The 13747-nt window shown below is 42.7% G+C and carries 17 protein-coding genes; 4 read left to right on the top strand and 13 right to left on the bottom strand.

Annotated features, from left to right (window positions below; translation table 11 throughout):
* Positions 1-50: 50 nt before the first annotated feature.
* From glnR to spoVK, 4 genes are all read right to left on the bottom strand, one after another.
* Positions 51-458, bottom strand: coding sequence for a transcriptional repressor GlnR (gene glnR, locus CDO84_RS08405; RefSeq protein WP_014664075.1), 408 nt, complete (start codon positions 456-458; stop codon positions 51-53).
* A gap of 110 nt (positions 459-568) precedes the next feature.
* Positions 569-1834, bottom strand: coding sequence for a methionine gamma-lyase family protein (locus CDO84_RS08400; protein ID WP_040083088.1), 1266 nt, complete (start codon positions 1832-1834; stop codon positions 569-571).
* Between the two features lie 17 nt (positions 1835-1851).
* Positions 1852-3114, bottom strand: coding sequence for a GTPase HflX (gene hflX, locus CDO84_RS08395; protein ID WP_040083090.1), 1263 nt, complete (start codon positions 3112-3114; stop codon positions 1852-1854).
* A gap of 132 nt (positions 3115-3246) precedes the next feature.
* Positions 3247-4215 (bottom strand): stage V sporulation protein K, encoded by a 969-nt coding sequence (gene spoVK, locus CDO84_RS08390; protein WP_003231746.1) that lies wholly within the window; start codon positions 4213-4215, stop codon positions 3247-3249.
* 622 nt (positions 4216-4837) lie between these two features.
* On the opposite strand from spoVK, the gene cwlC reads away from it, so the two are divergent.
* Positions 4838-5605, top strand: coding sequence for a sporulation-specific N-acetylmuramoyl-L-alanine amidase (cwlC, locus tag CDO84_RS08380; protein WP_040083093.1), 768 nt, complete (start codon positions 4838-4840; stop codon positions 5603-5605).
* Positions 5606-5668: 63 nt separating this feature from the next.
* Here cwlC and CDO84_RS08375 read toward each other — a convergent pair whose 3' ends face one another.
* The 9 genes from CDO84_RS08375 to CDO84_RS08335 form a co-directional block, all read right to left on the bottom strand.
* Complete coding sequence (locus tag CDO84_RS08375) at positions 5669-6289, bottom strand: hypothetical protein (RefSeq protein WP_040083094.1); 621 nt, start codon at positions 6287-6289, stop codon at positions 5669-5671.
* A gap of 48 nt (positions 6290-6337) precedes the next feature.
* Positions 6338-7327 (bottom strand): class 1b ribonucleoside-diphosphate reductase subunit beta, encoded by a 990-nt coding sequence (nrdF, locus tag CDO84_RS08370; protein ID WP_014664066.1) that lies wholly within the window; start codon positions 7325-7327, stop codon positions 6338-6340.
* 17 nt (positions 7328-7344) lie between these two features.
* Complete coding sequence (gene nrdE / locus CDO84_RS08365) at positions 7345-9447, bottom strand: class 1b ribonucleoside-diphosphate reductase subunit alpha (protein ID WP_040083095.1); 2103 nt, start codon at positions 9445-9447, stop codon at positions 7345-7347.
* Positions 9407-9799: a class Ib ribonucleoside-diphosphate reductase assembly flavoprotein NrdI gene (gene nrdI, locus CDO84_RS08360; protein ID WP_040083097.1), complete on the bottom strand. Its 393-nt coding sequence runs from the start codon at positions 9797-9799 to the stop codon at positions 9407-9409. Before nrdI ends, nrdE begins: the two co-directional genes overlap by 41 nt.
* 243 nt (positions 9800-10042) lie before the next feature.
* Positions 10043-10273 carry a hypothetical protein gene (locus CDO84_RS08355; protein WP_003245262.1) on the bottom strand — a complete coding sequence of 77 codons (231 nt, stop codon included), beginning with the start codon at positions 10271-10273 and terminating at the stop codon, positions 10043-10045.
* A gap of 81 nt (positions 10274-10354) precedes the next feature.
* A complete protein-coding gene (locus tag CDO84_RS08350; RefSeq protein ID WP_040083098.1) occupies positions 10355-10627 on the bottom strand; it encodes a YmzC family protein in 273 nt (90 codons plus the stop codon).
* 200 nt (positions 10628-10827) lie between these two features.
* Complete coding sequence (hfq, locus tag CDO84_RS08345) at positions 10828-11049, bottom strand: RNA chaperone Hfq (protein WP_003221097.1); 222 nt, start codon at positions 11047-11049, stop codon at positions 10828-10830.
* Positions 11050-11088: 39 nt separating this feature from the next.
* Positions 11089-12033 (bottom strand): tRNA (adenosine(37)-N6)-dimethylallyltransferase MiaA, encoded by a 945-nt coding sequence (gene miaA / locus CDO84_RS08340; RefSeq protein ID WP_014664061.1) that lies wholly within the window; start codon positions 12031-12033, stop codon positions 11089-11091.
* 99 nt (positions 12034-12132) lie between these two features.
* Positions 12133-12546, bottom strand: coding sequence for a YmaF family protein (locus CDO84_RS08335; protein ID WP_080478223.1), 414 nt, complete (start codon positions 12544-12546; stop codon positions 12133-12135).
* A gap of 89 nt (positions 12547-12635) precedes the next feature.
* On the opposite strand from CDO84_RS08335, the gene CDO84_RS08330 reads away from it, so the two are divergent.
* From CDO84_RS08330 to ebrB, 3 genes are all read left to right on the top strand, one after another.
* Complete coding sequence (locus CDO84_RS08330; protein WP_040083101.1) at positions 12636-12917, top strand: hypothetical protein; 282 nt, start codon at positions 12636-12638, stop codon at positions 12915-12917.
* A 135-nt stretch (positions 12918-13052) separates the two neighbouring features.
* Entirely contained in the window at positions 13053-13370 is a 318-nt protein-coding gene (gene ebrA / locus CDO84_RS08325) for a multidrug efflux SMR transporter subunit EbrA (protein WP_040083102.1), read from the top strand.
* A gap of 13 nt (positions 13371-13383) precedes the next feature.
* Positions 13384-13737: a multidrug efflux SMR transporter subunit EbrB gene (ebrB, locus tag CDO84_RS08320; RefSeq protein ID WP_040083104.1), complete on the top strand. Its 354-nt coding sequence runs from the start codon at positions 13384-13386 to the stop codon at positions 13735-13737.
* Positions 13738-13747 lie beyond the last annotated feature (10 nt).

The raw sequence follows: 13747 nt of genomic DNA, 5'->3' as shown, positions 1-13747 counted from the left end.
ATTCCTCCTCTTAAAAGGTAAATGTATATAGCAAAACAGTTGCTAACGGATTAATGAAAGAAGCGGGACATGTCGCCTTGACGGAATGTATTCCCTCTTTGAAAACGGCCGGCTTGCATAAGCTCGTTTTTCAGGAGCTGTCTCAGTTCGTCATCAGACAGATCATGTTTCATTGGTTTTTTCGTCTTCTCATTTTGTTTCTTCTCCGGCTCGGCTTCCGCCTTCGCCAGAATCTGTTTAATTCCTGCCATGTTTACACCTTGTTCTATCAGGTGCTTGATTTCTAACAGTTTATCTACATCATGAAATGAAAATAATCGTCTATTCCCTTCACTTCTGGCTGGAAATATCAGTCCATTTTCCTCATAATATCGAATTTGTCTTGCTGATAACTCCGTTAACTGCATGACAATTCCTATTGGAAATAAAGGCATTGAGCGGCGAATATTATCACTCATCTCAATTTCCTCCTTTTCTTAACTTAGTTTCATTATAGGTGATGTTATATTTTGTGTCAATACGATGTAAGGATTCTTAACATCAAAATCCAAAGAAATTTTTAAAAAATTTAAATTAATTGCTTTTCCATCAATGAGTCTACCGCACTGCATATGGCATTCTTCACATGCGAATAGGTTAATCCTCCCTGAACATACGCTACATACGGCGGGCGAATAGGGCCATCAGCTGATAATTCGATGCTTGCTCCTTGAATAAATGTGCCTGCTGCCATAATGACATCATCCTCGTATCCCGGCATATAGGCCGGATAAGGCGTCACATGGGCATTGATTGGCGATGCAAATTGAATAGCCTGGCAAAAAACAATCATCTTTTCTCTGTCAGAAAACTCAACGGATTGTATTAAATCCGTTCTTTTCGCATCCCATTTCGGGTTTGAAGTGAAGCCGAGCTTTTCAAGGAATCTCGCTGTAAACACCGCTCCCTTTAGACTTTGAGACACAACGTGAGGGGCCAAAAAGAATCCTTGATACATTTCTTGGAGCGAGTAAAGAGACGCCCCTGCTTCTCTGCCGATGCCAGGTGATGTCATACGGTATGAGCAAGCTTCAATCCATTTCGCTTTTCCAACAAGGTAACCGCCTGTTTTCGCAAGACCGCCGCCGGGATTTTTAATAAGAGATCCAGCCATCAGGTCGGCTCCGACATGGCAAGGCTCAAGCTCTTCCACAAATTCTCCGTAACAGTTGTCCACAAAGACGATCAAGTTTTCATTGATTTCTTTTACAAAACGGATCATTTCTTTTATTTCACTAATTAAGAAAGAAGGGCGATTGGCATACCCTTTTGAGCGCTGAATGCCGATTACTTTGGTTTTCGGATTAATCGCAGCGGCGACTGCATCGTAGTCTATCCTTCCGTCTTCCGTCAGATCAACCGCATTGTAGCCGATTTGAAAATCCTTTAATGATCCAGCGTTTTCTCCGCCTCTGACGCCCACAATTTCCTCTAACGTATCATACGGCTTGCCCGTTATATAAAGGAGCTCGTCCCCCGGTCTGAGGACACCAAACAAAGCAATCGAGATGGCATGTGTGCCTGAAATGATTTGCGGCCTTACAAGCCCCGCTTCTCCGCCAAACACATCCGCATATATGCTTTCAAGCGTGTCTCTTCCGATATCATCGTAGCCGTATCCAGTAGACGGCGTGAAATGCGTGTCGCTTACTTTGTGTTTTCTATAGCTTTGAAGCACTCTCCATTCATTGCGCTCGCTGATTTCTTCTATTTGTTTATGAACCCCGGCAATGTCCGCTTCCACTTCCATTGCCGTTTTTTTGAGTAATTCTCCGTGTGTTAATGTGTCAAACATGTCTTTATATTTCCTTCCTACATATACTTCTTTAATTCACCGATGATACTTTGCTCTTCTTGGACATAGCCCGATATGTCATACCGTTCATTTTCTTCATTAAAATAGAAGCGGTCTACCATCGTTTCCGATTTGATTCTGGAAAGGAGCTTCCCTTCACTTGCCGGCACATGTGCTTCAAAAGACGTTAACAGCTCTTTGCGCAAATAGCGCTGAATCGCTTCTTTAAAGGTTTCATCGTCGTCCTCAAATTTCGCACTGACCATAATATGATCCCTTCCGGCGGACGGTATAAAATCAGGCAGTCTTTGATCACGTTTATTGTAAGCCGTGAGCATCGGGATATCATCTGCTTCAAGTTCCTCAAGCAGACGAAGGACTGTTTTTTCATGTCCCACATAATCCTCATTTGAAGAATCAATTAAATGCAGGATCAAATCCGCTTCTTTTACTTCCTCAAGCGTTGACCGGAATGCAGCAATCAATGTCGTTGGAAGATCCTGAATAAATCCTACTGTATCTGAAAGAAGAACACTGTAGCCGCTTGGCAGGACCATTTTTCTGGTCATCGGGTCCAGCGTGGCAAACAGGAGGTCTTCTTCATAGCTGTCAGCACTCGTCAGGCGGTTGAACCATGTTGATTTCCCCGCGTTTGTATAGCCGACAAGCGCAATTTGAAGCACACCGTTTTTCTTTCTTCTTTCTCGGTATCGGCTTCTATGACGAATGACAGTTGAAAGCTGTGTGTTGATTTCATGAATGCGATTTCTGATATGGCGGCGGTCGGTCTCCAATTTCGTTTCCCCGGGACCTCTGGCACCAATTCCTCCGCCTTGCCGGGAGAGGTTGATCCCTTGTCCCGTCAGACGCGGCAGTGCATATTGCAGCTGAGCCAGCTCAATTTGAAGTTTGCCTTCTCTTGTTCTCGCCCGCTTTGCGAAAATATCTAATATCAATTGCGTGCGGTCAATCATCTTCACTTCGATTGCTGTTGCCAATGACTTCAGCTGGCTTGGCGACAGTTCATCATTAAAAATGAGGAGATCAGCATCAAGCTCTTCCACCAGCGCCTTCAGCTCTTCTACCTTCCCTTTTCCTATATATGTAGCGGCGTCAGCCCTGTTCCGTTTTTGCGTGACGCTGGTCAATACTTTTCCGTCTGCTGTTTTTGTCAGAGAGGCTAGCTCTTCCATAGAGTTTTCAAAATGCTCATCCGTGATATGCGGCAGCTGACATCCGACTAAAATGGCTTTCTCCTGAATCGTTTCTTGTTCGTTCAAATGGATGTTCCTTTCTTTTGCATATTGGGCAGTAGTATTATCATACCAAACCCTGCATGTGTATACCACAAATCGATTGCTTTGAAAAGCAGAAATACAAGCAAAAAACAGACCTCTCAAAAACTGAGAGGTCTATGCAGATCCAGATGCTTCTTCTTTAATGGAAAGATCTTGGCTTTTGATTGTCATCAAGTCGCTTTTTAAGTATTGGTCTCCCATTAAAAGCCTCATGGCTTGTGCTCTGATCGATTTTTCGATCACATTTCTGACAAAACGTCCATTGCTGAATTTAATGGGACTTGTCGTGCTTTTCACTGTCATTAAGTAATCTTTCAATTTCCATTCCGCTTCTTGACTGAGCTGGTATTCCCTTTCATCAATCATTCGTTTCGCAATCTCCATGAGCTGGGTCACAGAATAATCCGGAAAATCAATAGAGATGGGAAATCTTGATTGGAGACCCGGGTTTAGCGAGAGAAAATGATCCATTTCCCGAGAATATCCGGCGAGTATCAAAATAAACTCATGCTGTTTGTCTTCCATATGTTTTACAAGTGTGTCGATCGCTTCTTTCCCAAAGTCCTTTTCGCCGCCTCTTGCCAGCGAGTAGGCTTCGTCTATAAACAAAATGCCGCCTAATGACTTTTTGATTAAATCTCTCGTCTTTTGGGCGGTGTGTCCAATATATTCCCCGACCAGATCAGCCCGCTCCGCTTCGATTAAGTGGCCTTTTGAGAGGACATTCATTTCAAAGAAAAGCTTGCCGATCAGCCGTGCAACCGTCGTTTTTCCCGTTCCCGGATTTCCTTTAAACATCATGTGCAGCGCTTGTTTTCCCACCTTCAAGCCTTGCTCCGCGCGTTTTTGGTTCACAAAAATCCAGGCGTATATTTCCTTGATGTTGCGTTTCATTTCCTCCATCCCAACTAATGCGCTCATCTCTTTTTCAATTTCCTTCAAAATGCCGTGCTTTGCTTCGTTTTTTTGCAATGCAGCCTGATACTCCGCCTCTGCCTCAGCATTTGTCAGCACCTGCTTTTGCCCGTTCAGAATAATGTTGATCTGTCCGTTGTTTTTATAAGTCACAGCGCGCTCCAACATCTTCACCTCTCTGTTCTCTCTATATGATATTCAAGCGGATGCCGATTGTGACAAACGCCTATCATGTGTCGAATCAGTTGCTTTTTTCGGGAACGATAGGGAATCCTGCGCTTTCCCGAGAAATACTTTATTTCTTATTGTATTCACGGACATGGGGTGGACAAACCATGAGATTTTGTTTTTAATCATTTTATTAGAGTAATATATACTTTTCTCCCTTCACGTTGAGAAACACGGGCTGTTTTTTGTGCAAAGCGTATCATCCGCCCGAAGATCCCTGCGAAGGTGTTTTCCTTTTCTTCTAATGATATCTTTCATGACCGTTCCTTTTTTCAAAATGAACGGCGCTCTCATATCTAAATGCATGCTTTTAAAATGAAAGCACAGCTTAAAACCAGCAGGAATCAGTGCAGATAGAATCGAACCCATAATACTCACTAACATCTGACATATGCACATATTTCATTTCAGACCGTATCAGTTGTCGCTTCATGTTGAATTGTGCGCTTTCCCGAGAAATAATTTCCGGATGTTGAAGGGGTATTTCCTCATTTTTCAGATAAATGATAATCGTACAAGCAGAAGCCGTGTTTTTTCATATCCTGTAATGAGGTGATGAAGAATGGTTAAAATTTTTATTGATCCTGGCCATGGCGGGTCTGATCCTGGCGCAACAGGAAATGGCCTTCAAGAAAAAACGTTAACTCTGCAAATCGCTTTTGCCTTACGTACGATATTGACTAATGAATATGAAGGTATTTCTTTGCTGCTGAGCCGGACAAGCGACCAATATGTCAGCTTAAATGACCGCACATCTGCCGCAAATAACTGGGGAGCAGATTTCTTTTTATCCATTCACGTTAATTCCGGTGGAGGCACAGGTTTTGAAAGCTACATTTATCCAGGTGTAGGTGCCCCAACGACGTCTTATCAATCGACAATTCACTCTGAAGTGATACAAGCAGTCGACTTTGCCGATCGCGGCAAAAAAACAGCCAACTTCCACGTCCTAAGGGAGTCGGCCATGCCTGCCCTATTGACCGAAAACGGCTTCCTTGATACCGTTGCCGATGCAAACAAACTGAAAACAAGCAGCTTTATTCAAAGCTTAGCAAGAGGGCATGCAAACGGGCTGGAGCAAGCCTTTAACCTTAAAAAGACTTCCAGCACAGGGTTATATAAGGTTCAAATCGGTGCATTTAAAGTCAAAGCGAATGCGGACTCGCTGGCAAGGAGCGCCGAAGCTAAAGGGTTTGACTCGATTGTCCTTTTAAAGGATGGATTATACAAAGTGCAGATTGGCGCATTTTCATCCAAAGACAATGCGGACACTCTCGCTGCCAGAGTGAGAAATGCCGGCTTTGACGCTATTGTGATTCTGGAATCATAGTCGAGACGGAGACGAGCGTCTCATAAAAAAACCCGGCTCCTCATCACGAGAAACCGGGTTTTTTTATTCAAGAATATCAACAACAAACTGTGACCATGTTTCCAGACGGTTATAGATGTCATCCTGTTTTAATTCAGAAACTTTCATCCATTTACCTGCAATTTGGTCTTTCTCTTTCACTTCCACTTGTGCGCCGGGCTTCAATTGAAGCGCAGAAAGAAGACCGATATGCACTTTACCGACACTGTTTTCATCATCATTGATCAATCCCAGTGTGACAATCGCCTGTTTATCTTCTTCATTTATTTGCAGTTCTTCCTCAAGCTCACGGTCTGTGTTCAGCTTTAAGACTTCAGCAAATGAAGCTGCCCCTTCGATCGCGTTCATATGGCCGCCAAAGCCGAGAGAAAGTTTGTTGTGCAGGCGTGATTCACCGCCGCCGGCCAGCCGCTCGTAAAGGAAGACTTCATCTTCGCGCTTGATGACGACATAAGGTATCGGCTGTTTGAAACGCGGATCTTCTTCCGCGTCTCCCCTTCTCATTTCACGATAGGCAGCTTCAATCCGAGCCATGATTTCTGCTACTCTGCTATCTTCGCTGTTCACGCCCTGGAAGGTTAAGCTTTCTTTCTTAAACACATCATCACGCGGGGCGACTAAAATCATTTCGTCCATTTTTCCCATGGGTACTGCGTCCTCCTCATTTAACCTTCAAGCCGAAAAGAGCAGATATTATATCTGCTCTTTTTCATCTTCAAAATAAAAGTCATCATCTTTGAGCGGCTCAACTGTCGCTTTTTTATAACCGTTCCCCTTCATAGAGAAGAAGTCATGCGATTTTGTTTTTGTATTTAATCCGTTTAAAACGATCGGATTAATGTCTTCCTCTTCGAAGTATGGATCAAATCCAAGGTTCATGAGCGCTTTATTTGCATTATAGCGGATGAATTTCTTTACATCGTGTGAGAGTCCGACTTGATCGTACAAGTCCTCTGTATACTCAAGCTCATTTTCATATAACTCATTCAGAAGGTCGATCGCAAATTCACGAAGCTCTGCTTTTTTCTCTTCTGTCTGTTTATTATAAATTTCCTGAGCTAGGAGACCGACATACACGCCGTGAATCGCTTCATCACGAAGAATCAGGTTAATGATCTCACCGCTTTGCATCAGTTTTCCTTGTCCGTAGAAATATAACGGATAATAGAAACCGCTGTAGAAAAGGAAGCTTTCCAGATAGACGGAAGCAACCATCGCTTTGAACAGTGAAATTTCATCATCTTTTTGAATGGCTTTGTAAAGCCCGACAATCATTTGCGCTTTTTTCTGCAAATATTTATTTTGTTTAACCCATTCAAATACTTCATTGATCGTTTCAGTCGGTGCAAGGGTCATGAAGATATTAGAGTACGATTTCGCATGGACAGCGTTCTCCATCATCGCCATAAAGTTCAGCACCGCTTTCCGCTGGTGGCCGTCTACGTGTTCAGCCACGATCGGCATCCCCGTATTCCCCTGCTCTGTATCAAGAAGCGTAAGTCCAGCAAGTACCTTCATATAAGTGTCTTGCTCATTTTTTCCGAGGTACTTCCATGTGAGGAGATCGCCGTTTAAAGCAATCTCTTCCGGAAGCCAGAACTGTTTCACGTTTTGGTTATAGAACATCTGGGTAAAATCGTCTTCATGCTTTGACCAGTTTGCTGCGTCATAAATTTTTGTCACTATAAACTCTCCTTTAATCAAACAACACAAGAAAGGCAGCTGTCTTGCCCAGTATCTTTCGTTCTTGCATAGTAAATGGTTTTAATTCCTCTATGATGTGCATACAGATCGATTCGGTTTAAATCACGGGTCGTCATTGTGTCTTTTAAGAACAATGTGAAGCTGATGCCCTGATCAATGTGCTGTTGGATAGTCGCGATCATATCTACAACCTTGAACATGTCCATATCGTAGGCTTCTTTATAGAAGAACCAGTTATTAGATGCAAGCCCAGGCATTGGGTAATACGTTTTTGAGTTGCCGTATGTTCTTTCTTCAATTCGTTCCATAATCGGCATAACAGACGCCGTACTTGATTGCACGTATGAGATAGAGCCTGTTGGCGCAATGCATAATCTGTAGCTGTGATACATACCGTGTTCAGCGACAAATGCTTTTAGCTGTTTCCAGTCCTCTGTCGTCGGGATATGCATACCTTCAAACAGATTGGCGATTTTTTCGTATTTCGGCGAGAAATCAGTGGAAACGTATTTGTCGAAGTATTCACCCGTCGCATAGGTTGAGCCTTCATATTGATCAAACGTTTCGCCTTTCTCTTTTGCAATTTCCGCAGAACGCTGGATGGAGTAGAAGTTCACCATCATAAAGAACGTGTTTGCAAAGTCACGCGCTTCCGGGCTTTCATAAGCAATACCGTTTTGCGCAAGGTAACCGTGAAGGTTCATAGCGCCGAGACCAATTGATTTCATCGCTTTGTTTGCACGTCTTACAGCAGGTGCATTACGGATGTCAGTCGTTTCAGACACATGTGTTAAAGAGTCTGTCGCAAGCTTGACTGTTTTTTCGATTGATTTATGCTCCATAACATTGAGAATGTTAAGTGAGCCCAGGTTGCAGGAAATATCCAAACCGATTTCATCTTCTACATCATAGTCTGTGTATGAAGACACTTGAGATGCCTGCAGCACTTCAGAGCAAAGGTTAGAAAATTTCACCTTGGAAATATGGTTATTCGCATGCACTTTGTTCACGTTATCTTGGAACATGATGTATGGATAGCCTGATTCAGAACGAAGCATCGCCAGTTTTTCAAGCAGTTTCCGCGGGTTGATTTTTTCCTTTTTGACCCGAGGGTTGTCGACAAATTTGTCGTACATTTCGTTCATGTCCATCTCATCCATGTGCTGGCCGTACTCTTTATAAATCGTGTGCGGATAGAATACATAAGCCGCTTTGTCCTCACGTGCAAGCTCAACGAACTTATCCGGAATGACAACACCGATAGAAAGCGTTTTGACACGCACATCTTCATCCGCAGAAATCTTTTTCGTATCAAGAAAATCATTGATATCGCGGTGGAAAATGTTTAAGTACGCCGCGCCGGACCCTTGTCTTTGCCCCATTTGGTCAGCGTAACGGAACGCGTTATCAAGAAGCTTCATGACGCCTACAACGCCTTTTGTCGCATTTTCAACATCTTTAATGGCTTCACCTTTCGCGCGGAGCTTGGACAGGTTAAGAGAAACCCCGCCGCCCAGCTTAGAAAGCTGCATGGAGATATCGATCGCTCTTGAAATATCGTTTAAGGAATCATTGACTTCCAGCAAGAAGCAGCTGACAAGTTCTCCGCGGCGTTTTCTGCCGGCATTCAAAAATGTCGGTGTGCTCGGTTGATATTCCTGATTGATCATCAGGTTCACATATTCTTTTGCTTTCTCAGTGTCGCCGTTTGCGAAGAACAACGCAACAATTGAGATCCGGTCCTCATAACGCTCGAGGATTTTTTTCTTGTCATTCGTTTTCAAAGCATAGTCATTATAGAATTTAAACGCACTCATGAAGGAAGGAAAACGAAACTTCTTAGCGTAAGCTGTCTTAAACACTTCTTTAATGTCTTCAAAAGAATAAAGGCTTAAGAATTCCTCTTCGTAGTATTGGTTTTCAATCAAATAATCCAGCTTCTCTTTTAAATCGTGAAAGAAAACTGTGTTTTGATTGATATAGTCTACAAAATAGCTATGTACAGCCTCTTTATCCTTATCAAACTGGAATTTTCCATCTTTTTGGATCATGATTTCGTTATTTAACTGGATCCATTTTGGCACTTGATTTTGTGACAACTCTTTCTACCTCCTGAGTAAACAATTCAACGTCTTTAGATGTGCCGCTGAGTTCAAATTTGTGCAAGATCGGCACCTGATATTGTCTAGAAATGGTATCGGCGCTTTTTGCAAAGTTATCGCCCCATACTTTATTGCCGCTCGCAGCGACTCCTAATAAGAGATGGGCGTATTTTTCGAGAAATGATTGTGTTGATGCCGGTACCTGACCGAAGTTTGTCGTGTAGGTGACCAAAACAAACGGAGTGTCCACGTGGTCTATTTCGTCCACCTTGCGTATCTGCTGAAAGCCTATTTTATTCACAAACCGCTGAACATTCCCTGTTTTCGAATCAAATATGATTTGTACCACGTTTTATCACGACCTATCAAAAAATATGAATCTCTCATCACTAACACTATATATAGTATACTACCCTCTAGCAAAAACACAATATATAGATTCGTTTTTATGAAAAATTCATATTTTGATCAAATCAGGCAAATGGACAGACTCATTAGGGCCCAAAAAAGAGAGCAGAACGAGAATCATCTCTCATCCTACTCGGGGTGTCGTTTTTTAGCCGATGTTTATCATAACATGAAAAAAAACTGCTTAGTAGTCTAGATTTTTTTTTCTTAAGCTATCACAGCATTTTTCGCTCTCTACTGTTTCTTCTATTTCAACATCCGCGCCGATCTCTTCTAAAACCGCCTTCAAAGCAGTGATAATTGACGCTTCTCTGATTAATTCTTTTCCGTTCACAATGATACTTGTTCCATATTCATAGCAAGAATCATCTTCGCAAATTTCTTCCCAATGATTCACGATCACTTTATGCTTCATTTTTTCACCCTCTGTTTGATCTGTGTCTGTATTTAGTTTAGCGGCTGGCATCCGCTTTGTAAATTCGAATGCTTGTGAATTTTATTCAAGCTCATCATCCGCGTATTCTTTCTTCAGCTTTACCTCATTGCGGGACTCATTATACTCATAAATTTTGATATAGCCGTCCTCCATCACGCCAAAATGATTATGTTCAAGCGGAAACGAGGTTGGCTGAGGCGTTTCATAGTCTGAATTGCCGCTGTCTGTTTCAATGATGGTATCTTGACTCCCGCACGCCCCGAACAGTAAAAAAACAGCTATCCACACAAGGGCGATCCTGATTCGTCTCAGTTCTGCTTCACTTTCAAACAAGGTCGCGTCACTCCCTAAGTTCATATTTATACATAATATACCATTTTTTCTTTAGTATGTTGTTCTCATAAAAAAAGACCGTGCCTTGGCATGGTCAGCTTACTCAAAAAAGTTTGGAGCAAAAGTGAATTTACATGTTAAAAATGGCTGCCGAGAATCCCCCGGCAGCCTTCTTATGTCTTGACATGGCATTTTTTGATCTATTCGAGTTCAAGCTGGACGTTTTTTTGCGGCGCAAACGTTGAGATCGCATGTTTATATATAAGCTGCTGCTTACCTTCCGATTCCAGCAAAACGGTAAAGTTATCAAAGCCTTTTACCTGGCCCCGCAACTGAAAGCCGTTCAGCAAAAAAACAGTGACATACGTATTTTCTTTCCGGATTTGATTCAAAAACTGATCCTGAATATTAATCGGTTTCATGTTTCGTCCTCCTTGATTCTCTATATCATACAGTTTCGATTAAAGTTCGAGTTTTCCTGCTATATGTGTGAAAATTTCCTTTTTTTTCAGCTCCATATCAACTGGCGGTGTCATATCGAACCATGTAACTTGCATTTTATTGCGAAACCACGTCAGCTGGCGTTTCGCATACCGTCTTGAATTCTGCTTTAGTTGTTCAACAGCATCGGAAAGTGTCACAAAACCGTCAAAATATGCATAAAGCTCTTTATAGCCTATCGCCTGTATCGATTGACAGTCTCTCACGTTCTTGTCGTACAAGTGTTTCACTTCCGGAAGCAGACCTGCCTCCATCATCATATCGACCCGCCGGTTAATTCTTTCGTAAAGCGTGTCTCTATCCATTGTCAGCCCGATTAACACTGCATTGTACAGAAGTTCTCGTTTTTGTTCTTTCAAATGCTGCGACATCGTTTTTCCGGATGTATGTAAAATTTCCAGCGCGCGAATGACTCTTCTTGTATTATTGGGATGAATCACAGCTGCCGCCTCGGGATCTGCTGCAGCAAGTTTGGCATGAAGAAAATCAGCGCCTTCCCGTTCAGCTGCCATTTGCATGCTCTCTCGAAATGCAGGATCATTTGCCTCTTCCGTAAATGTATAATCGTAAAGCACAGATTGTATATATAGCCCTGTACCACCGACAATCATCGGAAGCTTTCCTCTATTTGCAATCTCGCTGATTTTGTTTCTTACTAAGCTTTGATAATCGGCGGTAGAGAAGGAGTCTTGGGGTTCTAAAATGTCAATCAGATGATGAGGAACTCCCTCCATCTCCTGTTCGGTAATTTTAGCTGTTCCAATATCCATCCCTTTATAAATCTGCATTGAATCTCCGCTGATAATTTCCGCGTTTAAAGATTTGGCTAGCTGAATACTTAAATTGGTTTTTCCCACTGCCGTCGGTCCGACTAAAATGACAACGGGCTGCTTCGTATTATTCAATATGTATCACTCTCTTTTATAAATCTCCCCCCATTATAGCATTCAACATGGACAACCACCTATCCATTTTGCCCTTTTTTTGCATCGGTAAACATCCTTCTACCAGCCGATCGGCTCATTGCCGACAATTTCCCTCGTCTGTCCTTTCAGGGTATGACGGTGCGTTTTTCTTTCGTCATCTCCGGGAGCATAAACAACCCCTCCGTACTGGATCTCAACCGGCTTGTTATAGGCCAGATACGTCGTTTCTTCGATTTCATGATAATGTGTGCCATCTGCTAAAGGAATCGCCGGTCCTGAGATTCCGTAATACCGATGAAAATGGCCGTTTTCAAATGAAGTGATCCCTGTATAGTAATGTGTGTGCTGATCGGTATTTGATCCGTTTGCGGGCTGAGTAAACCCTTCAATCAGATGATAATGGCCCTGTTCCCTCGATGTTTTGACATGATAAGCATGTGCGTGGGGAGGTGCTTTCGACCAGTCAGACTGATACAGGCCCAATGTGTTCACATCCTCTTTTTTCCTTAATTCGCCCAATCAAATCCGGGCAGGCTGAATACACTGCATCATCTACACTTTATTACAGGAGGAAAGAAAACATGAACGAGTTAGAGAATTTCAATCCTGAAGATACAAGAATATTTGGAAGACCTTTTGGATTCGGGAGACCGTTTGGATTTGGAAGACCTTTCGGATTCGGTTACGGGTTTGGAAGACCCGGATTTGGCTATGGATTTGGGTTTGGCCGGCCATTCGGATTTTTTGGAGGTCCGTTTATCGGCGGCCTTGCAGGCGGGCTTATAGGAAGCGCTTTATTTAATCCTTATTTGTATGGCGGATACCCCTATTATCCGTATGCCCCGTTCCCTTATTATTATTAATCGCAAAAGACCCCTCAAAAAGGGGTCTTTTTAAGTGTGTAAAAATGAATCTCTTGACTCATACATATGCATACACTAATATTTTTCTAGCTGAAGCTCTTTTCTAATCTAAAAATATAGTGAGGAGAATTTAAGATGTTAATAGGATATATATTCCTCACGATTGCCATATGTTCGGAATCGATAGGGGCAGCCATGCTGAAAGTATCTGATGGCTTCAAAAAGTGGAAGCCGAGTGCCTTGGTCGTCATTGGCTATTCCCTCGCCTTTTATATGCTGTCACTGACGTTAAACCATATTCCCCTAAGCCTCTCCTATGCGACTTGGAGCGGGGCGGGAACGGTGCTGACGACAGTAATCGGAGTGAAATGTTTCAAGGAAGAACTGAATGCGAAAGGGCTTTTCGGGATTCTATTATTAATATCAGGGGTTGTATTACTCAACTGGCAGTAAAGGAGTGAGGATGATGAAAGGATTGCTTTATTTGGCTCTCGCCATTTTATCTGAAGTGTTTGGAAGCACGATGCTGAAGCTTTCAGAAGGATTTACACAGGCCTGGCCCATTGCCGGAATCGTAGTCGGATTTCTTTCCGCTTTTACTTTTCTAAGCTTTTCTTTAAAAACAATTGACTTATCAAGCGCGTACGCAACATGGTCGGGCGTTGGTACCGCGCTTACAGCCATTGTCGGTTTTTTGCTTTTTGGCGAAACCATCAGTTTAAAGGGAATATTCGGTCTCACGCTTGTCATTGCGGGCGTGGTCGTGCTAAATCAGTCGAAAGCCCACGCTGAAGATAAAAAACAGACGGTCTGTGAGTAACCGTCTGTTT

The sequence above is a fragment of the Bacillus sp. MD-5 genome (genome assembly GCF_002201875.1).
Lineage (GTDB): Bacteria > Bacillota > Bacilli > Bacillales > Bacillaceae > Bacillus > Bacillus stercoris.
This window is presented reverse-complemented; position numbering and strand designations above follow the sequence as displayed.